Genomic DNA, 21,055 nt, shown 5'->3' with positions numbered 1-21,055 from the left:
CCCGCATGCCGAAGCGCACGCGGCCCAGTCATGACAATCATCGAGACGCCCATGAGCACCACGAACTTCGTCGCGGTCAGCGACACCGTGCGTACCTTCGTCGCACGCGACTTCGGCCTTTTCATCGACGGCGCCATGCAGCGCGCGCACTCGCCCGCGCGGCTCGACGTGTACGACCCGGCGACGGGCGAGCGGCTCGCGACGGTCGCCGATGCCGACGCGCACGACGTCGACCGCGCGGTAGCGAGCGCGAAGCAGGCGTTCGACACCCGCGTGTGGAGCGGGCTGCGCCCGGCGGACCGCGAGCGCATCCTGCTGAAGCTCGCCGACCTGATCGAGGCCGACGCCGAAACGCTCGCGCAACTCGAAACGCTGAACCAGGGCAAGTCGATCCACGTGTCGCGCGCGATCGAGGTCGGCGCGAGCGTCGAATACGTGCGCTACATGGCCGGCTGGGCGACCAAGATCACCGGCCAGACGCTCGACGTGTCGATCCCGTTTCCGCCCGGCGCCCGCTATACGGCCTATACGCGCAAGGAGCCGGTCGGCGTGGTCGCGGCGATCGTGCCGTGGAATTTCCCGCTGATGATCGCGGTGTGGAAGCTGATTCCGGCGCTCGCGGCCGGCTGCACGATCGTGCTGAAGCCGTCGCCGGAAACGCCGCTCACCGCGCTGCGTCTCGCCGAACTCGCCCTCGACGCCGGCGTGCCGCCCGGCGTGTTCAACGTCGTTACCGGCGGCCGCACGTGCGGCGCCGCGCTGTCGAGCCATCCGTCGATCGCGAAGATCTCGTTCACGGGTTCGACCGCGACCGGCAAGCTGGTCGGCGCGGCGGCCGTGCAGAACATGACGCGCTTCTCGCTCGAACTCGGCGGCAAGAACCCGATCGTGATGCTCGACGACGTCGACGTCGCGCAGGCGCTCGACGGCGTCGCCGCCGGCGCGTTCTTCAACCAGGGGCAGGTATGCGCGGCAGCGTCGCGCATTTACGTCCATCGCAGCAAATTCGCGCAGCTCGCGGACGGCCTCGCGGGCGTCGCGCAGTCGATGAAGCTCGGCGCGGGGCTCGATACCACCGCGCAGATCAACCCGCTCGTCTCCGCGCACCATCGCGACAAGGTCGTCGAGCACATCGAAGGCGCACGCCGCGCGGGCCTCACGTTCCTCGCGGGCGGCACGCCCGCCGACGACCTGCCCGGCTACTACGTGAAGCCGGCCGTGATCGCCGATCCGCATCCGGACAGCGCGATCGTGCGCGACGAAGTGTTCGGCCCGGTGATCGTCGTCGTGCCGTTCGACGATGCGGCCGACGCGGTGCGACTCGCGAACGCGTCGCCGTACGGCCTCGCCGCGAGCATCTGGAGCAACGACCTGAAGCGCGTGATGAACCTCGTGCCGCAGATCGAGGCCGGCACCGTGTGGGTGAACTGTCACATTCCGCTCGACCCGTCGATGCCGTTCGGCGGCTACAAGCAATCGGGCATCGGCCGCGAGTTCGGCCAGTACGCGATCGAAGGCTTCACCGAAACCAAATCCGTCTGCATCGCGCACTGACGCGCGGCGCCTGCTCCGAACACCACGAACCCCGCGAACAACCCGAAAACCTCGAACCCCGACCCCGGACGATCGAGGTTCAAACGATCCGAAAGTGGAGATTGCAATGAGCTACAACGAAGCGAAATTCTGGCACCCGATGCTGCACCCGAACGAAATGAAACAGCGCAAGCCGATCCGCATCGTGCGCGGCGACGGCTGCTACGTGTTCGACGAAACCGGCAAGCAGCTGGTCGACGGCGTCGCGGGCCTGTGGAACGTGAACGTCGGGCACAACCGCCAGGAAGTGAAGGATGCGATCGTGCGCCAGCTCGACGAACTCGAATACTTCCAGCTGTTCGACGGCATCTCGCATCCGCGCGCGGAAGAGTTGTCGAAGAAGCTGATCGACATGATGGAGCCGGAAGGGATGCGCCGCGTGCTGTACAGCTCGGGCGGCTCGGACTCGATCGAGACCGCGCTGAAGATCGCGCGCCAGTACTGGAAGGTGCGCGGCCAGGCCGACCGCACCAAGTTCATCTCGCTGAAGCAGGGCTATCACGGCACGCACTTCGGCGGCGCGTCGGTGAACGGCAACACGGTGTTCCGCCGCAATTACGAGCCGAACCTGCCCGGCTGTTTCCACGTCGAGACGCCGTGGCTGTACCGCAACCCGTTCACGCAGGATCCGGAGGAACTCGGGCGGATCTGCGCGGAAATGCTGGAGCGCGAGATCCAGTTCCAGAGCCCCGACACGGTCGCCGCGTTCATCGCCGAGCCGGTGCAGGGCGCGGGCGGCGTGATCGTGCCGCCGGCCAACTACTGGCCGCTCGTGCGCGAGGTGTGCGACCGCTACGGCGTGCTGCTGATCGCCGACGAAGTCGTGACCGGCTTCGGCCGCAGCGGTAGCCTGTTCGGCAGCCGCGGCTGGGGCGTGCGCCCCGACATCATGTGTCTCGCGAAGGGGATCTCGTCCGGCTACGTGCCGCTCGGCGCGACGGCCGTGAACGCGCGGATCGAGGATGCGTTCGCCGCGAACGCGGACTTCGGCGGCGCGATCATGCACGGCTACACGTACGCAGGGCACCCGGTCGCCTGCGCGGCCGCGATCGCGAGCCTCGACATCGTCGTGAAGGAAGACCTGCCGGCGAACGCGGCGAAGCAGGGCGCGTATCTGCTCGAAGCGCTGCAGTCGTTCCCGGAACGCTTCGCGGCGGTCGGCGAGGTGCGCGGCAAGGGGCTGATGCTCGCGCTCGATCTCGTCGCGAACAAGCAGACCCGCGAGCCGATCGACCCGCTGTCCGGCTATGCGAACGCGGTCGCGGAAGTGGCGCGCGAGCACGGCGTGCTGGTGCGGCCGGTCGGCACGAAGATCATCCTGTCGCCGCCGCTCGTGATCCAGCGCGAGCAGCTCGACCGGATCGTCGACGCGCTCGCGGCGGGCTTCGAGGCCGTGCCGTTCGCATGAGGCCGTGACGGCATGAGCGCATGACGCCGAACCGGCGGTGGAGGGCGGGATAACCCGTTCGCCACCGCCGGTTTGCCGATTTGCGCTATGACCGGATTATTTTGCCTGCGTATTTTTTCGACATCGGATCAGGTTTGGATCGACAGGGGCCCGGGTGCCGGCGCTTGAGCGCCGCCCCGGGCCGACCGCGAAGCATGGCTCGGAGCGGGCGCCGCAGCGCCGGTTCCGGCCCGAAAAGGGAAGGAGACGAAGATGTCGGGATGGTCTGGAATGACCGGCGCAGCGGGCGACACGCCCGCCGGTGCGTCGGCTGAAGCGGGCGGCGGCACGGTGCTGAAGGCCGGTGCGGTCGGGTTTCCGACCGCGCTGGCGAGCGCCGTCGGCCTCATCATGGCGAGCCCGGTGATTCTCACCGCGACCTCGGGCTTCGGGATGGGCGGCTGGGCGTTCGCGGTCGCGATGATCATCGCGTTCGTGATGATGCAGGCGCAGGCGACGACGTTCTCCGAAGCCGCCGCGATGCTGCCGACGGCCGGCTCGGTTTACGATTACCTGTCGTGCGGGCTCGGCCGCTTCTGGGCGATCACCGGCACGATTTCCGCGTATTTCCTCGTGCACGTGTTCGCCGGCACGGCGGAGACGATCCTGAGCGGCATCATGGCGCTCGTGAACTTCGAATCGCTGAACGCCGCGCTCGAGAAGCACAACAGCTCGTGGCTCGTCGGCGTCGGCCTCGTGGTCACGTTCGCGATCACCAACATCATCGGCATCAAGGTGTTCAGCAAGCTCGAGATCGTGCTGACGGCCGGCATGTGGCTGTCGCTGATGATCTTCGGCATCCTCGGCCTCGCGGCCGCGCCGGCCGTGCATCTCGACGGCTGGTTCGGCGGCTCGGAAGTCGGCACGTCGGTGCCGGCCGTGCTGTCGCTGGTCGGGATGGCGATGTTCATGTTCGTCGGCTGCGAGTTTGTCACGCCGCTCGCGCCGGAAATGAAGGCGCCGGGCCGCACGATTCCGCGCGCGATGGCGCTCGGCCTCGTCGGCGTCGCGATCTGCATGTTCCTGTACGGCGCGGCGATCCGGCGCCAGGTCGCGAACGTGCCGGTGAGCCCGGACGGCCTCACGCACCTGCTCGACACGCCGGGCGCGATTCCCGCGTTCGCGCTGCAGGTGCTCGGGCCCTTCGGCCGCATCTGGTTCGGCATCGCGTTCCTGTGCGCGGGCGCCGCGACGATCAACACGCTGATGGCCGGGCTGCCGCGCATCCTGTACGGGATGGCGATCGACGGCGCGCTGCCGCGCTGCTTCGCGTATCTGCATCCGCGCTTCAAGACGCCGGTGGTCGGCATTGTCGCGGCGGCGGTCGTGCCGATCTTCCATGCGTGGCTGATCAACGGCAATCTCGACAGCATCCTGCATCTCGTGCTCGCCGCGACCTGCGCGTGGGGCACCGCATACCTGCTCGTGACCGCGTCGGTGGTGATGCTGCGCATCCGCCGCCCGGACCTGCCGCGCCCGTACCGATCGCCGCTGTTCCCGCTGCCGCAGATCGTGTCGAGCGTCGGCATCGTGCTCGCGATCTGGTACATCACGCCGCCCGGCATGAACGCGCGCGACATCTACGTGCCGTTCGGCGTGATGCTCGGGCTCACCGCGCTGTACGCGCTGTTCTGGACGCTCGTCGTGCAGCGCCGGCATCCGTTCAGGCCGGTGCCGGTCGAGGAAGTGCTGCGCAACGAGCACGTCGCATCGTGAGGGCCGTGCTCGCCCGCTGGCGCGCGGCGCCCGACGCGCCGCCGCCCGGCCACCGGCCCGGCGCGATCGCCGCACGCGTGCTCGTCGACCTCGGTGCGGTGCGCGACGCGAACGGCGGCGCTGCCGAAATCCTGGCCCGGCTGCCGAACGGCGTGCGCGTGAGCATCGAAGAACACGTCGACCGCCAGTTCCTGATGCATACGGTCAGCGTGCAGGTGTCGATCAGCGCGGACGGCCCGGCCGCGCAGGGCCTTGCACGCGTGCTGCAGACCGGCTGGCTGCGGCGCACCGGCATCGTGGCCGCGCCCGAGCCGGGAAGCGACCCCGGATTCGCGCGGACGGTGGCCGCACTCGTCGCCGATTCGTCGCTCGCCGACGCGCTGCGCCCGCTGCACCTGACCGACTGTACGATCGCCGCGCACGACGGCCGCTGGACGCTCGCCGTCGTGCCGTTCGGCGGCAGCGAGGTCGTGAACCGGATGCCGTCGTTTCGCCGCTACGTGCGCGTGACCGGCGAGCAGGCCGCCGCGCTGTCGGCGGCCTGTCTTGCATTCGAAACTGCACTGCGCGGAATTTTGCGGGGGTAAGCTGTGGCGCTGCGCGCCGTGCGGCCGCAGCGTGGAATCAGGGTTTTACCGGAGATGCCGATGCTGTTCCAGTCACGCTCACACGAAGACGTGCATGACCACGGGCTCGCGATCGCGGGTTGGCATCAGGTCTACCGCCAGATGACGCCGGGCCGCTTCAGGGGCACCGTCACGCAGGTGCTGTACGACGATTTCCATTTCTTCCGCGAGACGACCAACCGGCGTGTCGCGCAAACCGGCCTCGCACCGGCCGGGCGCACGTCGCTCGCGGTGCCGCTGTCGGTGCCGCTCGCCGGCACGTTCCAGAGCCAGCCGGTCGACGGCTATGCGCTGCTCGCGCTGCGCGCCGGCGAGGATTTCGAATTCCATACGCCGGAAGGGATGGGACTGGTCGGGATCAGCGCGGCGTCGGACATGGTCGACGAGCTCTGCGAGGCCGAATTCGGCGCAGCCGGCGCGCGCAAGCTGCGGCACGTCACGCGGCTGTCGGACGCGCAAGGCGTCGCGCTCGGCGCGCGGCTGTCGTCGCTGATCGACGACGCGCAGCGCAACCCCGGCTGCCTCGAATACGCGGCCACCCGCAAGATGTTCCGCGACACGATGCTCGGCATGTTCCTCGATGCGCTCGAGCAGGGCATCGGCGTCGAGCGCCGCGACATCACGCACGCCACCTACAGCGATATCGTCAGCCGTTGCGAGAAACACCTGCGCGACCGGCCCGAGGAACCCGTCACCGTGCTCGAGCTGTGCCGCGCGCTGCGCTGCAGCCGCCGCACGCTGCAGACGAGCTTCCAGCGCGTCGCCGATGTCACGCCCGTCGGCTATTTGCGCACGATCCGGCTGAATGCGGTGCGGCGCCTGCTGCGCACGACGTCCGCGCATCAGTTGGGCGTCGGCGAGGCCGCCGCGAGCTGGGGCTTCACGCATCTCGGCTATTTCGCGCGCGAGTATCGCGACCTGTTCGGCGAGCTGCCGTCGCAAACCTTGCGCCCCGAATGACGTCTTCGCATCGCGACGGCGCCGCCGGGCGGCGTCGCGTGTCGCCCGTTCCGTTCGCTTCACCATTTGCTGATTTGGGATAGGGGTCCCGAATTTTCGCTGGATAGAGTCCTGTCACCGAAATCGACAACACCATCGGTTCGCACTGCGAATCGATGACAACAGAGGGACGGGACATGAAGATCGGACGAAGACTGGCCGCGGCCGCGGCCACGCTGGGTTGCATGCACGCGCACGCGCAGACCTCCGGCAGCGTGACGCTGTACGGCACCGTGGACACCGGCATCATCTATTCGACGAACCAGCAGTTCACGCGCGCCGACGGCAGCACGGGCGGCGGCCATGCATGGCAGATGGGCGGCGGCAACCTCGTGCCGTCCCGCTTCGGATTTCAGGGTGCCGAGCCGCTCGGCGGCGGGCTCGACGCGGTGTTTTCGCTCGAGCAGCAGTTCCTGTCCGCGAACGGGCAGGCGCTGCAGGGTGGCACCGCGTTCAGCCGGCAGGCGTGGGTCGGGCTGCGCCAGGATGCGATCGGCACGCTCGGCCTCGGCCGGCAATACGACTCGTACACGGACATGCTCGGCGCATACGTATCGAGCAACAACTGGGCGACGCCGTACGGCTCGCACCTCGGCGATGTCGACAACCTGAACGCCGCGTTCAACTTCAACAACGCGGTGAAGTTCACCAGCGCGGATTTCAACGGCCTGACGTTCGGCGGCACGTTCAGCTTCGGCGGCCAGGCTGGCGACTTTTCCGCGAAGCGCGGCTATGCGGTCGCCGCGACCTACACGCGTGCGCCGGTCGCGTTCTCGGTCGGCTATCTCGACCTGCACCAGCCGCTCGACGCGGCGCTCGGCGGCGCGAGCGGCTATATCGGCGACTTCGCGTGCAGCAACCCGGGCGCGATGTACTGCCTGCTGCAGGACGCCGGCTCGATGCGCGCGTTCGGCGCGGGCGGCTCGGTGACGCTCGGCGCGGCGACGGTCGCACTGACCTACACGCACACGCGCCTCGGCGACAGCCGCTATTTCTCGACCGGCGCGCAGCCGCGCACGCAGGCGTTCACGTTCGACATCGGCGAATTGAACGTCACGTACATGTTCACGCCCGCGCTGCAGGGCGGCGTCGCGTACATCTTCAACGCCGCGCACACGGACGGCCGCGGCACGACGCGTTTTCACCAGGTCAACGTCGGCACGAACTACAGCCTGTCGAAGCGCACCGCGCTGTATGCGGTCGCGATCGGCCAGATCGCGAGCGGCACGGGGCTCGGCACCGACGCGAACGGCAATGCGGTGAACTACGCGCAGATTCCGGTGCTCGCGAACAGCAATTCGAGCCGGCAGCTCGCGGTGATGGCCGGGATTCGCGTGAACTTCTGACGGCACGCACACGACGGCACGGGCGGCGGGCGGGGCGGGCGGCCGCACCGCCGGCCGCTTTCGCCGCGTGCCACAAATTCTTAACGATCGACGTGAACAATGGCGTTCGCTTCAGGCCGCCCGAAGCGTCGCCCGCGTTGCACACGTGTGCAGCGCCCGGCGGCTCGCCACCACGCCGATCGAGAGAGACCACATGACCCTGCTGAGCCGCCTGCGCGGGCTGTCCGCCGCCGTTGCGCTGTCCGTTGCCGCCTCGCACGCCTTCGCGGCGGACCTCGTCATCGCGGGCCGCGACGACATCTACGGCAAGGGGCTGGCCGACGCCGTCGCCGGCTTCACCAAGCTGCATCCGGGCACCGACATCGAGTTGCTCAAGCTGCCGAACGCGAACCTGTACCAGAAGCTGAAGCTGTCGATGCGCGAAGGCACCGGCACGTACGACCTCGTGATGATGGACGATACGTGGGCACCCGAATTCATCGGCAACGGCTGGCTGAAGCCGCTGCCGGCCGCGCTCGCCGACGCCGATCTCGTGCCGTCCGCGGTCGCGCTCGGCCGCAACGCGGCGGGCGCGCTGTACGCGCTGCCGATCGTCGGCAACGTCGAGATGTTCGCGTACCGGAGGGACCTGCTCGCGAAGTACCAGCTGCAGCCGCCGCGCAACTGGGACGACGTGCTGAAGATCGCGCAGACCATCGGCGGCGCGGACAAGAGCGTGTCGGGCGTCGTGTTCCGCGGCACCAAGGGCAACCCGGTCGTGACGGGCTTCCTGCCGATCCTGTGGGCCTACGGCGGCGACGTGTTCGACCGTGCCGGCAACGTGACGATCGATTCGCGCGAGTCGCAGGCCGCGCTCAAGACTTTCCTTGCGCTGAAGACCGCCGCGCCGAAGGACGTCGACGTGTACGGCGCCGCCGAGGTGCGCGACGCACTGCAGCGCGGCACGGCCGCGCAGTCGATCGAGGTGTGGCCGGCGTGGATCCCGGCGCTCGACGATCCGAAGCAGTCGCGCGTGGTCGGGCAGATCGCGCTGCAGCCGCCGCCCGGGCAGACGGCCGGCCCGGCGCCGATGCTCGGCATCTGGCAGATGGGCATTCCGAAGGATGCGCCGCACGCGAAGCTCGCGCAGGATTTCCTGGCCTACCTGAGCTCGCGCGACACGCAAACGCGTCTCGCCGGGATCGGCATTCCGCCGACGCGCCGCAGCGTGTTCGCCGATCCGGCGCTGGTGCGCCAGTACCGCTGGTACCCCGATCAGCTGAAGGCGCTCGAGGCCGGCCGTGCGCGGCCGCGCGTGAAGGACTGGCAGCAGGTCGAGAGCATTCTCGGCGACCAGCTGCAGCTCGCGCTGACCGGGCAGGCCGCTCCCGACGCCGCGCTGCGCCAGGCGCAGCAGAAGATCGCGCAGGCGATGGCCGCGGCCGGCAAATGACGGCACGCCGCCACGCATCGTCCGGAAACCGCGCATGAAAGCCCTCGGCCGCGGCCTGCCGTTCGTCGCGCTGCTCGGGCCCGCGCTGCTGGTGCTGGCCGCGCTCGCGCTGTACCCGGTCGCGCAGGTGCTGATCGACTCGTTCTGCCAGGTCGACTATACGGCCGGCCGGCGCGCGTTCATCGGGCTCGCGAATTATCGCGCGGTGCTCGGCGACGACGCGTTCGCGGCCGGTTTCGGCAACACGCTGCGCTTCACGATCGCGGCGTCGCTCGTCGAGGTCGCGCTCGGCTTCGGTCTCGCGCTGCTGTTCGTGCGCGCGTTTCCGGGGCGGCGCATTGCGCTGCCGCTCGCGATCCTGCCGATGATGCTGTCGACGCTCGTGTGCTCGGCGATCTGGCGCAACTGGCTCAACTTCGACGGCTTCCTGAACGCGCTGCTCGCCGCGTTCGGCGTCGAAGGCGTGCGCTGGCTGTCCGATCCGCATCTTGCGTTGTGGTCGCTCGCGCTCGTCGACGTGTGGCAGTGGACGCCGATGGCGTTCCTGATCGTGCTGGCCGGGCTGCAATCGATCCCGCAGGAACTGTACGAAGCCGCGCGCACCGACGGCGCGAGCGAATGGCAGTGCCTGCGCGACATCACGCTGCCGCTCGCGGCGCCGCAGATCGGCCTCGCGCTGCTGCTGCGCTCGATCGACACGTTCAAGCTGTTCGACAAGGTCTACGCGCTGACGGGCGGCGGCCCCGGCAACGCGACGCAGACGCTGTCGACCTACATCTACGACACGGGCTTCCGCTTCTTCAACGTCGGGCCGGCGAGCGCCGCGTCGGTGCTGATGCTGGCGGCGTCCGCGCTGCTCGTTTCGGGGTACGTATGGCAGACGGTTCGCAAGCGGCGCGCATGACGGCGCGATCCGCGTACCTCGCGCACGCGCGAAAGGGTGCCGCGTTCGCGCATGCCGCGCCGTGGGCGCTGCGCATCATTGCGCTCGCGCTGTTGCTGCTGCCGTGCCTGTGGATGGCCGGCGCGGCGTTCATGCCGACGCTCGAACGCCTCGATCATCCGCTGCGGATCTGGCCGGCTGCACCGACGTTCGAGCATTTCGCGTCGGTGTGGTCGAACGGTATCGGCGCGCCGCTCGCCAATTCGCTGCTGGTCGGGTTCGGCACGACGCTGCTCGCGCTGACGCTCGCGTTTCCGGCCGCATACGCGCTCGTGCGGCTGCGGTTTCCGGCGCGGCTGGATGTGCTGTTCCTGATGCTCGTGCTGGCCTTGAAGCTGATGCCGCCGATCACGATCGCGGTGCCGCTGTTCGCGCTCGCGAAGCGGTTGCATCTGCTCGATTCGACGCTCGGGCTGATGCTTGCTTACCAGATCTACGCGCTGCCGATGGCGATCTGGATGCTGCTCGCGTTCGTGCGCGACGTGCCCGTCGAATACGAGGAGGCCGCGTGCATCGACGGCGCGGGGCTCGCGCGGCGGCTCGTGCAGATCGTGTTGCCGCTGTGCGCGCCGGGGCTGATCGCGACCGCGATCTTCGTGTTCATCGCCGCATGGAACGAGTTCCTGATCGCGCTGCTGTTCGTGTCGACGCCGAGCCGCTTCACGCTGCCGCTTGCGATTGCCGGCTACGTGACGGAGAACGGCATCGACTGGGGCGACCTGATGAGCGCGGGGCTGCTGGCGTCGCTACCGACCCTTGCGGTGGCCGGCTACGTGCAGCGCTACCTGCTGCGCGGCTTCGCCGGCGGGCTGAAGTGACGCGACGCGTTACGCGCAGCTATGCCGCACCACGTGCGTAACCGGCACGACCCGCGTGCGCGACGCGCCGTCGAACGTCTGGATCCGGTCGGCGAGCAGGTCGACGGCCGCGTGCGCGAGGCCTTGCGTGTCCTGGCGCAGCGTCGAGAGCCGGTAGGCGTCGTATGCGGCGGCGGGGATGTCGTCGAAGCCGATCACGCGCAGGTCGTCGGGCACGCGCAAGCCGAAGGCGTCGCGCGCGGCGTCGATCATGCCGAGCGCGAGCAGGTCGGACGAGCAGAACACACCGTCCGGCCGCTCGCCCGTCGCGAACAGTTGCCGTGCGGCGTCGAGGCCGCATGCGTGCGTGTCGGAGTCCGTATCGATCACGCGGACGAGCGCCGCATCGTACGCGTCGCCGCATTGCAGCGCCTGCTCGAACGCATCCGCGCGCGAGCGTGCGCTGTAGCTCGCGGTGCGCGGCCCGACGAACGCGAGCCGGCGCGCGCCGGCCCGCACGAGCCGTTGCGCCGCGTGGACGGCGCCCGTGGCGTTGTCGCTGACGACGACGTCCGCGCCCGGCAGGTTCGCTTCGCGGTTGATCATCACGACGGGAATCCGGTGGTCGAGATACTGTCGTGCGACCGACAGCGGCGGCGAAGCGGACGTCATCACCAGGCCCGCGATCCGGTAGCTGAGCAGCCGTTCGAGCGATTGCCGGACTTGATGCGGATCGTCCGCATTGGTCACGAGCGGCGTGAACGCGCGCTGCCCGAGCGCGGCCATCAGGTCCGACAGCAGCCGCGCGCGGAACGGATTCTCGAACCCGGCCGTCACGACGCCGATCATGCTGCTGCGCTGCGTGATCATGTCGCGCGCGATCAGGTTGACCTGGTAGCCGAGCGCACGCGCGGCCGCCATCACGCGTTCGCGCGTCTCGGGCGCGATGCTCGCCGTCGGCGAGAACGCGCGCGACACCGCGGAGCGCGACACGCCGGCCCGCACGGCGACATCCGACGCGGTCACCCATGTCTTTCTTTCCTTGTCAGTCATCGATTCATGATCCCTTCGCGACACGAAGCCTCCACGCCGCTGGCCGACTGGATGTCGGCGCTCGACGACGCGCGGCCGCTGCATACGCTGACCCTACCGGGCAGCCATGACACCTGTGCGTATACGGTCGACGATCCGCTCGTGCGCACGCAGCGCGCGCCGCTCGATGCGCAGCTCGCGCATGGCGTGCGGCTGCTCGACATTCGCTGCCGGCACCGGGGCGATACGTTCGACATCCATCACGGCGGCATCGCGCTCGGCCTGTCGTTCGACGACGTGCTCGCGGACTGCACGCGCTTTCTCGATGCGCATCCGCGCGAATGCATCGTGATGTCGGTGAAGGACGAATGGCCGGCGCATGCGTGCACGCGCAGTTTCGACGCGACGTTCGATGCGCATTGCGCGCGGCATCCGCGGCTGCGCTGGCATGCGGGCGGCGCGCTGCCGGCGCTCGGCGACGTGCGCGGCGCGATGGTGCTGTTGCGGCGGTTCCGCAGCAGCCGGCCGCTGGGCATCGACCTGACCGCGTGGCCCGACAATGCGACGTTTACGGTCGATCATCCGGATGCGGCGTTCGTGATCCAGGATGAATACCGTGTGCCTGTCGCCGGGTCGATCCACTACAAGTGGCGTGTGATCGATGCGCTGCTGAGCCGCATGCCGTCGCCGGAGAGCGGGCGCTGGGCGATCAATTTCTGCAGCGGCACGGGAATGGGCGCGAATCCGTCGGTGGTCGCGCGCGGCGACGGCAGGGTGGTCGGGATTCAGGCGCGGCTCGCGGCGCGGTTGCGCGAAGCGCGCGGGCCGTGCGGCGCGATGCTCCTCGATTTCTGCGACGACGATGACTGGGCGCTGGTGCGGGCGTTGGTTGAGTGTAATGAGGATGTGCCTGTGGCGGGTGGCAGGCGCAGGTCGGTGGGTTGTTAGCGCATTCGCATTGACGATCGCGAACTAGCTGATCGGGGCACTGCCTGAGAAAGGTGAAATGCGTGGCATTCGAGACGCCGTCGATATCGAGGACCGATCGCGCGGGTGGGGCAATCAGTACGTGTCGCCGATCGTGATGCAGAAATGCAGCTGGTCGGTTGTCCCGGGGTATTCGTTGTGCCACACCTTCGATTCGGACACCATCGTGCTGCGGCAGAACGCGGTGGCCTCCGCCAGCGGCCAATCATCAAGACTCACGGTGCCCTGCGGAGCGCTGCCATGTCCGACACGTCCGTCGGCAGTCAGGACCCAACCTTCCCAACCATAGATCGGAATGCGATGACGCTCGCAATAGTCAATGCATTCGAGCGCGGCGTCGAGCGGAAGCACGATCTCGCGACGAGAAATCGACAGTGCGGCAAGTGCCGCGGGAATTTTCTCGAGTTGCGGCATCGCAGGTCTGCAGAGAGCGGTAGGGTGTGCGATCGACGGACTACCGCGTCGCAATCGCCACCGCCGCACCCGCCATCGCGGTCGCGCTCGTGCGGTTCGCGACCCGCTTCGCGCGTGCCGACGTCAGAAATGCGCGCGCACGCACCGCGAGCAGCGACCAGAAGCAGTCGGCGAGAATCAGGATCGCGAGCATCGTGCCGACGAGCTCGGCCCACGCGAGCACACCGACATGCGTCAGATCGACGATCGTCGGCAGCAGCGCGAGATAGAACAGCATAATCTTCGGATTGCCGAGCGTGACCAGCGTGCCCGCGACGAACATGCGCCACGGCGACTGGCCGCGCGGCAGGTCGCCGGCCTGCGTGTCGGTCGGCGCGGTCCACATCTTCCACGCGAGGAACAGCAGGTACGCGACGCCGAGCAGCTTCAGCACGAGCAGGCCCGTCTCGAACGTGCGTGCGAACGCCGACAGCCCGGCCACCGCCAGCGTGAGCCACAGCGCCTCGCCGATCCACATCGCGGCGAGGAACGGCAGCACGTCTCGCACGCCGTTCGTCAGCACGCGCGCGACGAGCGCGGCGACGCTCGGGCCGGGCGTGCCGGCGGTGACGAGCAGGGCGATGGCGAACACGGCGAGCGCGGACAGCGTCATGGCGAACCTCGTGGGCAAGGCGTTCGAAAGGTATGAAGTTTCGATTATAGTGACGGCCGTTCCTGCCTGCCTACCTCGTCGTGATGACAGTATCGATCCGGATTCGTCCCGCCACGCGGGAAGACGCAGCCGCGATGGCCGCCGTGGAAGTGGCCGCCGCCCAGCGCTTTCGCGACATCGGCATGTCCGACATCGCCGAAGGCGAGCCGACCGATGCGGCCGACGTGCTCGCACGCATCGACGACGGTCGCGCGTATGTGGCGACGGACGAAGCGGGGGCCTGCGTGGGTTTCGCGTTCTACCGGCTGCTCGATGCGCAGCGGCTTTATCTGGAGGAGCTGGACGTCGCGCCGTCGCATGCGGGGCAGCGGATCGGCGCGCGCCTGATCGAACGGATCATGATGCGCGCCGCGCAAGACGGCATCGCGCAGGTCGTGCTGTCGACGTTTCGCGACGCGCCGTGGAATGCACCGTACTACGCGCGCCTGGGCTTCGACATCATCGACGACGCATCGCTCGACGACACGCTGCATGCGATCCGCGCGCATCACGTTGCACGCGGGCTCGACGAGACGCAGCGCGTGTTCATGCGCGCGGACGTGCGCGCATGAACGGGCCGCCGGCCGTCAGGCCGCGTCGCTGAGCGCCGGGTAGTCGGTGTAACCCGTCTCGCCTTCGGCGTAGAACGTCTCCGGCACCGGCTTGTTCAACGGTGCGCCGAGTTCGAGTCGACGCGGCAGGTCCGGATTCGCGATGAACAGCTTGCCCCACGCGATCGCGTCGGCGTGGCCGCTCGCGAGCGTGTCCTGCGCCGATTCGAGCGTGAACTGCTCGTTCGCGATCAGCGGGCCGCCGAACGCCTCCTTCAGACGCGGGCTCAGCTGGTCGCCCGAATACGATTCACGCGTGAAGATGAACGCGATCTTGCGGCGGCCGAGTTCGCGTGCGACGTAGCCGAACGTCGCGGCCGGGTCGGAATCGCCCATCGTGTGCGCGTCGCCGCGCGGTGCGAGGTGCACGCCGACACGGCCCGCGCCCCACACGTCGATCGCCGCGTCGACCACTTCGAGCAGCAGGCGCGCGCGGTTCTCGATCGGGCCGCCGTACGCGTCGGTGCGCAGGTTGGTGCTGTCCTGCAGGAACTGGTCGAGCAGGTAGCCGTTCGCGCCGTGGATCTCGACGCCGTCGAAGCCCGCCTTCTTCGCGTTTTCCGCGCCCCTGCGGTACGCGGCGACGATACCCGGAATTTCATCGATGTCGAGCGCGCGCGGCGTCACGTACGGACGCGGCGGCCGCACGAGGCTCACGTGACCGCCTGCGGCGATCGCGCTCGGCGCGACCGGCAGGTCGCCGTCCAGGAACACCGGATCGGAAATCCGGCCGACGTGCCAGAGCTGCAAAACGATGCGGCCGCCCGCCGCGTGCACGGCCTGCGTCACGCGCTTCCAGCCTTCCACCTGCTCGTCGGACCAGATGCCCGGCGTGTCCGCGTAGCCGACGCCCTGCGGCGTGACCGAAGTCGCTTCGCTGATGATCAGGCCGGCCGACGCGCGCTCGGCGTAATAGCGGGCCATCAGGTCGTTGGGCACGCGCGCGCTGCCGGCGCGGGCACGGGTGAGCGGCGCCATCACGACGCGGTTCGGCAGGGTCAGGTCGCCGAGGGTAACGGGGTCGAACAGGGTGGGCATGGAGATAACCTCTTCACGAAAGACGGGATGGCCGTCGCGTCGTGCGCGGCGGGTGGCCCGCATGGCCTGGGTCAGAGTTCGCGACGCAGGGCGTCGAGAAATGCGTCGATGACGGCCTCGTTGCGCTGGAAGAACGCCCATTGGCCGATCCGCGTCGACGTCACGAGCCCCGCGCGCTGCAGCGTCGCGAGGTGCGCGGAAACCGTCGACTGCGACAGCCCGCAGCGCGCGTCGATCTGCCCGGCGCAGACGCCGTGGTCGTACGGCAGCGTCTGCTCCGGGAAATGCGCGCCCGGCGTTTTCAGCCAGACGAGGATTTCCCGGCGCACGGGGTTCGAGAGCGCTTTCAGGATCGCGTCGATGTCGAGTTCGGTCGGCATGGAAGGGCGTGATGTTCGGGGCAAACGGGTATCGTCGATGGGCGAATCATATATCGGAAAATAACGATACGTGCGAAGGCACTGATGGAAGTGGGGTTGTTGATCGGTCGGACTTCAGCGTGTCACCCGTTCCCGTACTGCGCGAACAGCCACCGCCGCATCGCATCGAGCGCCTCCGAATGCGCATTGGCCTGCGGAAAGACGACGTAAAACCCGAGCGACATCGGAAACGAAAAGTCGAACACGCGCCGCAGCCGGCCTTCCGCGATATCGCGTTCGACCAGCGGCTCGCTGGTCAGCGCGATGCCCTGGCCGGCGACCGCGGCGTCGATCGCGAGCAGCGACTGGCTGAACCGCGGCCCCTTGGTCGGATCGGCCCGGCCTTTGCCGCCGAGCTTGTCGATGAACTCGGGCCACAGATCGTGCGCGTCGTGCAACAGCACGTGCTTTGCGAGGTCCGCGGGCGTCCGGATCGGCGAGCCGCTGTCGAGCAGTTTCGGGCTGGCGACGGCAAAGATGTCGAGCGGAAACAGCAACTCGGCGACCAGGCCGGCCGGGAACGGCGGCTTGCTCAGTCGAATCGCGATGTCGACGCCGTCGGCCCGGAACGACGCCAGCCTTTCGTCGGCGATCACGCGCACCTCGATGTCGGGATGCAGTCGGCCGAAGTCCGACAGGCGCGGAATCAGCCACTTCGACGCGAACGACGGCGTCGTGCTGACCGCCAGAACCGTCGGGCGCTGCCCGAGCGCGTCCGTGGCGTCGGAGATGATCTGCAGCGCACGCTGGACCGACGAAAAATACTCGAGCCCTTCGCGCGTCAGCGCCAGCCCCCTGGGCAGTCGCCGGAACAGCTGAACCTCCACGACGTCCTCCAGATGCCTGACCTGTTGCGCCACCGCGCCCTGGGTCACGCCGAGTTCGTCGGCGGCCAGCCGGAAATTGAGGTGTCGCGCGGCGGCCTCGAACGCGCGAAGCGCATTGAGCGGCGGGAACCGGCGGGTACGCGATAGCGCCTTCATGCAGTAGAAATTCTACAGGGTGGGTGGAGAAATCATGGTTCGACAAGCCGATTATAGAGTCCTACAGTGCTGCCATAGACGATGATCGCGGCGCTGCGCCGACCCATCCAGGAGAACAGCATGACTGTAGAGAAAGTGGCTTTGGTGACGGCGGCGGGCAAGGGTATGGGCGCCGCAATCGCGCGGGATCTCGCGAGCAACGGTTATCGCGTCGCGCTGATGTCGCCGTCCGGCAGCGCGGTCGAACTGGCGAAGGAACTCGGCGGGTTCGGCGTGGCGGGGTCGGTCACCGAAGACGCCGACATCGCGCGCTTCGTGAACGAGACGCTCGCGAAGTACGGCCGTATCGATGCGGTCGTCAACAATACCGGGCATCCGCCGAAGGGCGACCTGCTCTCGATCGACGACGACAAATGGCACGAAGGGCTCGACCTGATCGTGCTCAACGTCGCGCGCGTGCTGCGCCGCGTGACACCGGTCTTCCTGAAGCAGGGCGGCGGTGCGGTGGTCAACATTTCGAGCTTCGCGGCCGACGCGCCCGAGCAGGCGATGCCGGTGTCGTCCGCGCTGCGCGCGGCGCTCAGTGCGTTCACGCGCCTGTACGCCGACCGGTACGCGAAGGACAACATCCGCATCAATTCGGTGCTGCCCGGCTTCATCGATAGCTGGCCGGAGACGCCCGAAATCGTCGCGCGCATTCCGGTCGGCCGTTTCGGCAAGACACAGGAGATCGCGCAGACCGTGACGTTCCTGCTGTCGGAAGGCGCCGGCTACATCACCGGGCAGAACATTCGCGTCGACGGCGGCATCGTCCGTGCGCTTTAAGCCGCTGCCGGGCAGGGCGGTGCGCGCGCGGACGTTGCGCCGGCTGCCTCAGTTGTGCCGTTCGCCGATCCGGTTCTCTTCCGGGCTCCAGACGCTGAGCCCTTCCGTCGGGTCCATCGGCTGATCCCACGGTCGCGCGGCGATCGCCTCCATCGTCGCGTCGAACCCGGCCTGCCGGCGCGCCGCGATGCCGTCCGGCGTGAAATCGATGTCCTTCCACTGATCGTCGCCGTCGAGCCGCGGCGCTGCGAGCTTGATCACGTGCATCGTCGTCTGGCAGCCCCACGCGGCGAGCGCCTGCACGTCGGCCGACGTGCGCTCCGCCTCCGGCAGCCGCATCACCAGTTCCTTGATCACGTGGCGCAGCCGGTGAATCTGCTGTTGCCGCGCGATGTTGCCGTCCGTGCGGCTCGCGTACTGGATGTCCTTCTGCCGCTCCGACACCTGCCAGATGCTTTGCGGCTCGGGCCCGACCGGATTCCACATCTGCACCGAGAAAATGATCGAGCTGCGGCGCGGCGCATCGTCGAGCACGACCTCGACCGGCGTATTCGAATAGATGCCGCCGTCCCAGTAGGGCGCGCCGTCGATCCGCACGGCCGGGAACGCGGGCGGCAGCGCGCCCGAGCTCATCACGTGGTCGATGTCGAGCGGCCGGTCGCGCGAATCGAAATAGCGCATCGTGCCGGTGCACGCGTTGACCGCGCCGACGGTCAGTCGCGGCCGGCACGCATTCAGCAGGTCGAGGTCGATCAGCGACGCGAGCGTGTCGCGCAGCGGCTCGACCACGTAGTACGACGCGTGCTCGACGCCGACCCGCGCGAGCGGCCCGAGCCACGCGGCGGGATTCGGCCGGAAGAATCCCGTGAGGCCCGCGCCGATCACCGCGAGTTCCGAGCCGATCTTGTCCCAGCTCGTCGGGAAGCCCGGCACGGTCACGGCGGGCCGTTCGGTGACGTGGCGCCAGAATTCGGCCATTCGTTGCGCGCGGCGCGCGGGAGCGTTGCCGGCGATCAGCGCCGCGTTGATCGCGCCGATCGACGTGCCGATTACCCAGTCTGGCTGGATGCCCGCCGCGTCCATTGCCTCGAATACGCCGAGCTGGTATGCGCCCAGTGCGCCGCCGCCCTGGAGCACGAGCACGACCTGTCCGGGTAGCTTCGGGTGTGCGGGTTGACTTGCCGTCATCGCTTGCCTCGTGGTCGGTGACGGCCGGCGGGGGCCGGCCGGTTGGAACCAGTGTAGGCGATCGGCGGGCGTCGCTCTGCGGTGCCGGATCTTCGCGCGCATGGTGCGGCGCGCTGCGCCGCGTCATTCCACGGTGATGGTCTCCTTCATGTACGGATGAATCCCGCAGAACACCTTGTAGACCCCCGGCTTGTCGAAGCGGAACGAGTAGGTCTCGTCCTGGTCGAGCGCGTTCGAATGGAAGATGCCCGCGTCGTTGACGACGGTATGCGGTTCCGCGTCGAGGTTCTTCCACGTGACCGTCGTGCCGGCCTTGATCGTGGTCGACATCGGCGAAAACATGAAGTTGTGGATCGTCACGAGCGGGCCGGCCGGGGGTTGCGCGAATGCGGCGAGCGGCGTGCCGGCGGCGGCCGCGCACAGGGTCAGCGCCGCCAGCAGCGTCGAGGGCTTGAGGAAGGTCATGTCGGTCTCCTTGCGTAGCGGAATCGGGCGAGGGATCAGGCGAGGGATCAGGCCAGCGTCGTGTCGCGCAGCGACGCCGCCACGGGATGGCCGGCGAAGTCGACGGTCGTCACGCCGAGCATCGCGGGCAGCCGGTCGCGCGGCACGGTGAGCGGCACCGGGCCGGGGCCGTTGCCGGCGGTCGGCTGCGGGAACGCGGTGGAGCGCGCGGTGTGGAACGTCACGTTGCCTTCGACCTTCGACACGATCTGGTGAATGTGCCCGTTCAGCACGGTGACCGAGCCGAAGCGGCGCAGCAGCGCCATCGTCTGCGGTGCGTCGCCGGTGCCCCAGCCCCACGGCTCGTAGATGGTCCACATCGGCATGTGCGAGAACACGACGATCGGCGTGCTCGACGATTGCCCCTTCAGATCCTGCGCGAGCCACGCGAGCTGCTCGTCGCCGAAGCTGCCGAGCCCGTTCGGCTTGAAGTGCATCACGTTGACGAGCGCGACGAAGTGCACGCCCGCGTGATCGAAGCTGTAGTAGCCGCGGTTGTCCGACGCCTTGCCGAAGCGGCTGAAATATTCGGCACCCGAGCCGTCGGTCACGTCGTGTTCGCCGGGCACCGTATGCAGCTCCGGCACGCGCAGCGCGGACAGCAGCTGCGACGCCTGGTCGAACTCCGCTGCCTTGGACAGGTGCGTGATGTCGCCGGTATGGATCGCGAGCGCGGGCGTGGCAGGCATCGCGTTGACGAGCTCGATGGTCTGCCGCAGCGTGGCCGCGACGTCGGGATTCGCGTCCTTGTTGAAGCCGATGTGCGTGTCGCTGATCTGCACGAACAGCGGCCGGCCCTTGTCCGCGGGGAGTGCGGCGCCGCTTTGCGCGAGCGCGAGGTCGAACGGCGTCAGGATGCCGCCCGACAGCGTAAACAGCGTGCCGAGGCCGCCGAACGCCATGCATTGCAGGGCCTTGCGACGCGACGGGCGGGTGGGATTCGATGAAGACATGTGAGCCTCGCATTCGTGTGACGGAACCGGACGGCCGGATCGTCCTGGAATAAGCCGGCGCCTTCGTATGCCATACCGCTGCGGCGGCGGATTTATTCCCGCGCGTTGCGAGGTTGCTCGCGGCTTGCGGCGCAATGACGGACCACCGGCGGATGACCTGTCAATGTCCTGTAAGTGACACGTCACGTTTGCGTCATGTCCGCCCGATAGCCTGCGACACCGAATCACTTCTCCGGAGCCCCTCATGCCGAATCTCGCGGCAACGGAAACCAGCGGTGCGGGCGGTCATCGCACGCGCACCATCGGCTTCGCGCCGTTCTTGCCGATCGTTGCCTGCGGCGTCGTCTACGTCGGCGTTCAGCTGAGCGCGGATCCCGGTCCGGTCAAGGAGGGTTCGGTCCTGCCGATCATGCTGCCCGCCGTCGCGCGGGTGCTGGTCTTGCCTGCGTCGATCGCGCGTTCGGCGGTCCTGTACCGGGCGCGCCACAAGCCGTTCTGAGCCGCGCCGGCT

The 21,055-nt window shown here is 68.4% G+C and carries 22 protein-coding genes; 13 read left to right on the top strand and 9 right to left on the bottom strand.

All coding sequences use genetic code 11. The features are described 5' to 3' along the window. The first annotated feature begins 51 nt into the window (after positions 1–51). The 9 genes from PL79_RS07615 to PL79_RS07575 all read left to right on the top strand — a co-directional run bounded on the left by PL79_RS07615 (position 52) and on the right by PL79_RS07575 (position 10,920). Entirely contained in the window at positions 52–1,554 is a 1,503-nt protein-coding gene (locus tag PL79_RS07615) for an aldehyde dehydrogenase family protein (protein ID WP_044846725.1), read from the top strand. Positions 1,555–1,660: 106 nt separating this feature from the next. Beyond that, the gene (locus tag PL79_RS07610) at positions 1,661–3,001 is read left to right on the top strand and encodes an aspartate aminotransferase family protein (protein ID WP_044846672.1); all 1,341 of its coding nucleotides are present in this window, start codon (positions 1,661–1,663) and stop codon (positions 2,999–3,001) included. 252 nt (positions 3,002–3,253) lie between these two features. Then, the gene (locus tag PL79_RS07605; RefSeq protein ID WP_044846673.1) at positions 3,254–4,756 is read left to right on the top strand and encodes an APC family permease; all 1,503 of its coding nucleotides are present in this window, start codon (positions 3,254–3,256) and stop codon (positions 4,754–4,756) included. Continuing rightward, positions 4,753–5,343: a DUF3156 family protein gene (locus PL79_RS07600; protein WP_044846674.1), complete on the top strand. Its 591-nt coding sequence runs from the start codon at positions 4,753–4,755 to the stop codon at positions 5,341–5,343. The genes PL79_RS07605 and PL79_RS07600 overlap by 4 nt, the downstream gene beginning before the upstream one ends. Before the next feature lie 60 nt (positions 5,344–5,403). Continuing rightward, positions 5,404–6,342, top strand: a complete 939-nt coding sequence (locus tag PL79_RS07595) for a helix-turn-helix domain-containing protein (RefSeq protein ID WP_044846726.1) — start codon at positions 5,404–5,406, stop codon at positions 6,340–6,342. A gap of 176 nt (positions 6,343–6,518) precedes the next feature. After that, positions 6,519–7,727 carry a porin gene (locus PL79_RS07590; protein WP_044846675.1) on the top strand — a complete coding sequence of 403 codons (1,209 nt, stop codon included), beginning with the start codon at positions 6,519–6,521 and terminating at the stop codon, positions 7,725–7,727. 193 nt (positions 7,728–7,920) lie between these two features. After that, positions 7,921–9,159 carry an ABC transporter substrate-binding protein gene (locus PL79_RS07585; protein ID WP_044846676.1) on the top strand — a complete coding sequence of 413 codons (1,239 nt, stop codon included), beginning with the start codon at positions 7,921–7,923 and terminating at the stop codon, positions 9,157–9,159. A gap of 34 nt (positions 9,160–9,193) precedes the next feature. Beyond that, positions 9,194–10,063 (top strand): carbohydrate ABC transporter permease, encoded by an 870-nt coding sequence (locus tag PL79_RS07580; RefSeq protein WP_044846677.1) that lies wholly within the window; start codon positions 9,194–9,196, stop codon positions 10,061–10,063. Then, complete coding sequence (locus tag PL79_RS07575) at positions 10,060–10,920, top strand: carbohydrate ABC transporter permease (protein ID WP_044846678.1); 861 nt, start codon at positions 10,060–10,062, stop codon at positions 10,918–10,920. Before PL79_RS07580 ends, PL79_RS07575 begins: the two co-directional genes overlap by 4 nt. Before the next feature lie 9 nt (positions 10,921–10,929). On the opposite strand, the gene PL79_RS07570 is transcribed toward PL79_RS07575, so the two are convergent. Then, positions 10,930–11,952 carry a LacI family DNA-binding transcriptional regulator gene (locus PL79_RS07570; protein WP_044846679.1) on the bottom strand — a complete coding sequence of 341 codons (1,023 nt, stop codon included), beginning with the start codon at positions 11,950–11,952 and terminating at the stop codon, positions 10,930–10,932. Positions 11,953–11,958: 6 nt separating this feature from the next. Between PL79_RS07570 and PL79_RS07565 the strand changes: the two genes are divergently transcribed. After that, positions 11,959–12,879 carry a phosphatidylinositol-specific phospholipase C gene (locus tag PL79_RS07565; RefSeq protein WP_153227283.1) on the top strand — a complete coding sequence of 307 codons (921 nt, stop codon included), beginning with the start codon at positions 11,959–11,961 and terminating at the stop codon, positions 12,877–12,879. A gap of 114 nt (positions 12,880–12,993) precedes the next feature. On the opposite strand, the gene PL79_RS07560 is transcribed toward PL79_RS07565, so the two are convergent. Both PL79_RS07560 and PL79_RS07555 read right to left on the bottom strand, forming a co-directional pair. After that, complete coding sequence (locus PL79_RS07560; RefSeq protein ID WP_052664733.1) at positions 12,994–13,332, bottom strand: hypothetical protein; 339 nt, start codon at positions 13,330–13,332, stop codon at positions 12,994–12,996. Between the two features lie 40 nt (positions 13,333–13,372). Beyond that, positions 13,373–13,984 (bottom strand): LysE family translocator, encoded by a 612-nt coding sequence (locus PL79_RS07555; protein ID WP_044846680.1) that lies wholly within the window; start codon positions 13,982–13,984, stop codon positions 13,373–13,375. 83 nt (positions 13,985–14,067) lie between these two features. On the opposite strand from PL79_RS07555, the gene PL79_RS07550 reads away from it, so the two are divergent. After that, positions 14,068–14,595 (top strand): GNAT family N-acetyltransferase, encoded by a 528-nt coding sequence (locus PL79_RS07550; protein WP_044846681.1) that lies wholly within the window; start codon positions 14,068–14,070, stop codon positions 14,593–14,595. 15 nt (positions 14,596–14,610) lie between these two features. Here the strand turns inward: PL79_RS07550 and PL79_RS07545 are convergent, their stop codons facing one another. From PL79_RS07545 to gcvA, 3 genes are all read right to left on the bottom strand, one after another. Continuing rightward, the gene (locus tag PL79_RS07545; RefSeq protein WP_044846682.1) at positions 14,611–15,672 is read right to left on the bottom strand and encodes an alkene reductase; all 1,062 of its coding nucleotides are present in this window, start codon (positions 15,670–15,672) and stop codon (positions 14,611–14,613) included. Positions 15,673–15,743: 71 nt separating this feature from the next. Next, positions 15,744–16,052 carry an ArsR/SmtB family transcription factor gene (locus tag PL79_RS07540; protein ID WP_044846683.1) on the bottom strand — a complete coding sequence of 103 codons (309 nt, stop codon included), beginning with the start codon at positions 16,050–16,052 and terminating at the stop codon, positions 15,744–15,746. Positions 16,053–16,174: 122 nt separating this feature from the next. Next, positions 16,175–17,074, bottom strand: coding sequence for a transcriptional regulator GcvA (gene gcvA / locus PL79_RS07535; protein WP_044846684.1), 900 nt, complete (start codon positions 17,072–17,074; stop codon positions 16,175–16,177). Positions 17,075–17,194: 120 nt separating this feature from the next. On the opposite strand from gcvA, the gene PL79_RS07530 reads away from it, so the two are divergent. Beyond that, positions 17,195–17,899, top strand: coding sequence for an SDR family oxidoreductase (locus tag PL79_RS07530; protein WP_044846729.1), 705 nt, complete (start codon positions 17,195–17,197; stop codon positions 17,897–17,899). A 48-nt stretch (positions 17,900–17,947) separates the two neighbouring features. Here PL79_RS07530 and PL79_RS07525 read toward each other — a convergent pair whose 3' ends face one another. The 3 genes from PL79_RS07525 to PL79_RS07515 all read right to left on the bottom strand — a co-directional run bounded on the left by PL79_RS07525 (position 17,948) and on the right by PL79_RS07515 (position 20,544). Next, the gene (locus tag PL79_RS07525) at positions 17,948–19,087 is read right to left on the bottom strand and encodes a patatin-like phospholipase family protein (protein ID WP_044846685.1); all 1,140 of its coding nucleotides are present in this window, start codon (positions 19,085–19,087) and stop codon (positions 17,948–17,950) included. Positions 19,088–19,210: 123 nt separating this feature from the next. Then, on the bottom strand, positions 19,211–19,552 hold the full coding sequence (locus PL79_RS07520) for a cupredoxin domain-containing protein (protein ID WP_044846686.1): 342 nt from the start codon (positions 19,550–19,552) through the stop codon (positions 19,211–19,213). A gap of 47 nt (positions 19,553–19,599) precedes the next feature. Beyond that, on the bottom strand, positions 19,600–20,544 hold the full coding sequence (locus PL79_RS07515; protein WP_044846687.1) for a metallophosphoesterase family protein: 945 nt from the start codon (positions 20,542–20,544) through the stop codon (positions 19,600–19,602). A 244-nt stretch (positions 20,545–20,788) separates the two neighbouring features. On the opposite strand from PL79_RS07515, the gene PL79_RS36545 reads away from it, so the two are divergent. Next, positions 20,789–21,043: a hypothetical protein gene (locus PL79_RS36545; protein ID WP_063927853.1), complete on the top strand. Its 255-nt coding sequence runs from the start codon at positions 20,789–20,791 to the stop codon at positions 21,041–21,043. The last annotated feature ends 12 nt before the right edge of the window (positions 21,044–21,055 follow it).

It is taken from the genome of Burkholderia sp. USMB20 (assembly GCF_000949135.2).
Lineage (GTDB): Bacteria > Pseudomonadota > Gammaproteobacteria > Burkholderiales > Burkholderiaceae > Burkholderia.
Note: the sequence above shows the minus strand (reverse complement) of the source record. Positions and strands in the feature narration are given on the sequence as shown.

Bases quoted from the DNA above. Each gene is read 5' to 3' on its own strand.
- PL79_RS07615 (WP_044846725.1), top strand. From the start codon at position 52: ATGAGCACCACGAACTTCGTCGCGGTCAGCGACACCGTGCGTACCTTC.
- PL79_RS07610 (WP_044846672.1), top strand. From the start codon at position 1,661: ATGAGCTACAACGAAGCGAAATTCTGGCACCCGATGCTGCACCCGAAC.
- PL79_RS07605 (WP_044846673.1), top strand. From the start codon at position 3,254: ATGTCGGGATGGTCTGGAATGACCGGCGCAGCGGGCGACACGCCCGCC.
- PL79_RS07595 (WP_044846726.1), top strand. From the start codon at position 5,404: ATGCTGTTCCAGTCACGCTCACACGAAGACGTGCATGACCACGGGCTC.
- PL79_RS07590 (WP_044846675.1), top strand. From the start codon at position 6,519: ATGAAGATCGGACGAAGACTGGCCGCGGCCGCGGCCACGCTGGGTTGC.
- PL79_RS07585 (WP_044846676.1), top strand. From the start codon at position 7,921: ATGACCCTGCTGAGCCGCCTGCGCGGGCTGTCCGCCGCCGTTGCGCTG.
- PL79_RS07580 (WP_044846677.1), top strand. From the start codon at position 9,194: ATGAAAGCCCTCGGCCGCGGCCTGCCGTTCGTCGCGCTGCTCGGGCCC.
- PL79_RS07575 (WP_044846678.1), top strand. From the start codon at position 10,060: ATGACGGCGCGATCCGCGTACCTCGCGCACGCGCGAAAGGGTGCCGCG.
- PL79_RS07570 (WP_044846679.1), bottom strand. From the start codon at position 11,952: ATGACTGACAAGGAAAGAAAGACATGGGTGACCGCGTCGGATGTCGCC.
- PL79_RS07565 (WP_153227283.1), top strand. From the start codon at position 11,959: ATGATCCCTTCGCGACACGAAGCCTCCACGCCGCTGGCCGACTGGATG.
- PL79_RS07560 (WP_052664733.1), bottom strand. From the start codon at position 13,332: ATGCCGCAACTCGAGAAAATTCCCGCGGCACTTGCCGCACTGTCGATT.
- PL79_RS07555 (WP_044846680.1), bottom strand. From the start codon at position 13,984: ATGACGCTGTCCGCGCTCGCCGTGTTCGCCATCGCCCTGCTCGTCACC.
- PL79_RS07550 (WP_044846681.1), top strand. From the start codon at position 14,068: ATGACAGTATCGATCCGGATTCGTCCCGCCACGCGGGAAGACGCAGCC.
- PL79_RS07545 (WP_044846682.1), bottom strand. From the start codon at position 15,672: ATGCCCACCCTGTTCGACCCCGTTACCCTCGGCGACCTGACCCTGCCG.
- PL79_RS07540 (WP_044846683.1), bottom strand. From the start codon at position 16,052: ATGCCGACCGAACTCGACATCGACGCGATCCTGAAAGCGCTCTCGAAC.
- gcvA (WP_044846684.1), bottom strand. From the start codon at position 17,074: ATGAAGGCGCTATCGCGTACCCGCCGGTTCCCGCCGCTCAATGCGCTT.
- PL79_RS07530 (WP_044846729.1), top strand. From the start codon at position 17,195: ATGACTGTAGAGAAAGTGGCTTTGGTGACGGCGGCGGGCAAGGGTATG.
- PL79_RS07525 (WP_044846685.1), bottom strand. From the start codon at position 19,087: ATGACGGCAAGTCAACCCGCACACCCGAAGCTACCCGGACAGGTCGTG.
- PL79_RS07520 (WP_044846686.1), bottom strand. From the start codon at position 19,552: ATGACCTTCCTCAAGCCCTCGACGCTGCTGGCGGCGCTGACCCTGTGC.
- PL79_RS07515 (WP_044846687.1), bottom strand. From the start codon at position 20,544: ATGTCTTCATCGAATCCCACCCGCCCGTCGCGTCGCAAGGCCCTGCAA.
- PL79_RS36545 (WP_063927853.1), top strand. From the start codon at position 20,789: ATGCCGAATCTCGCGGCAACGGAAACCAGCGGTGCGGGCGGTCATCGC.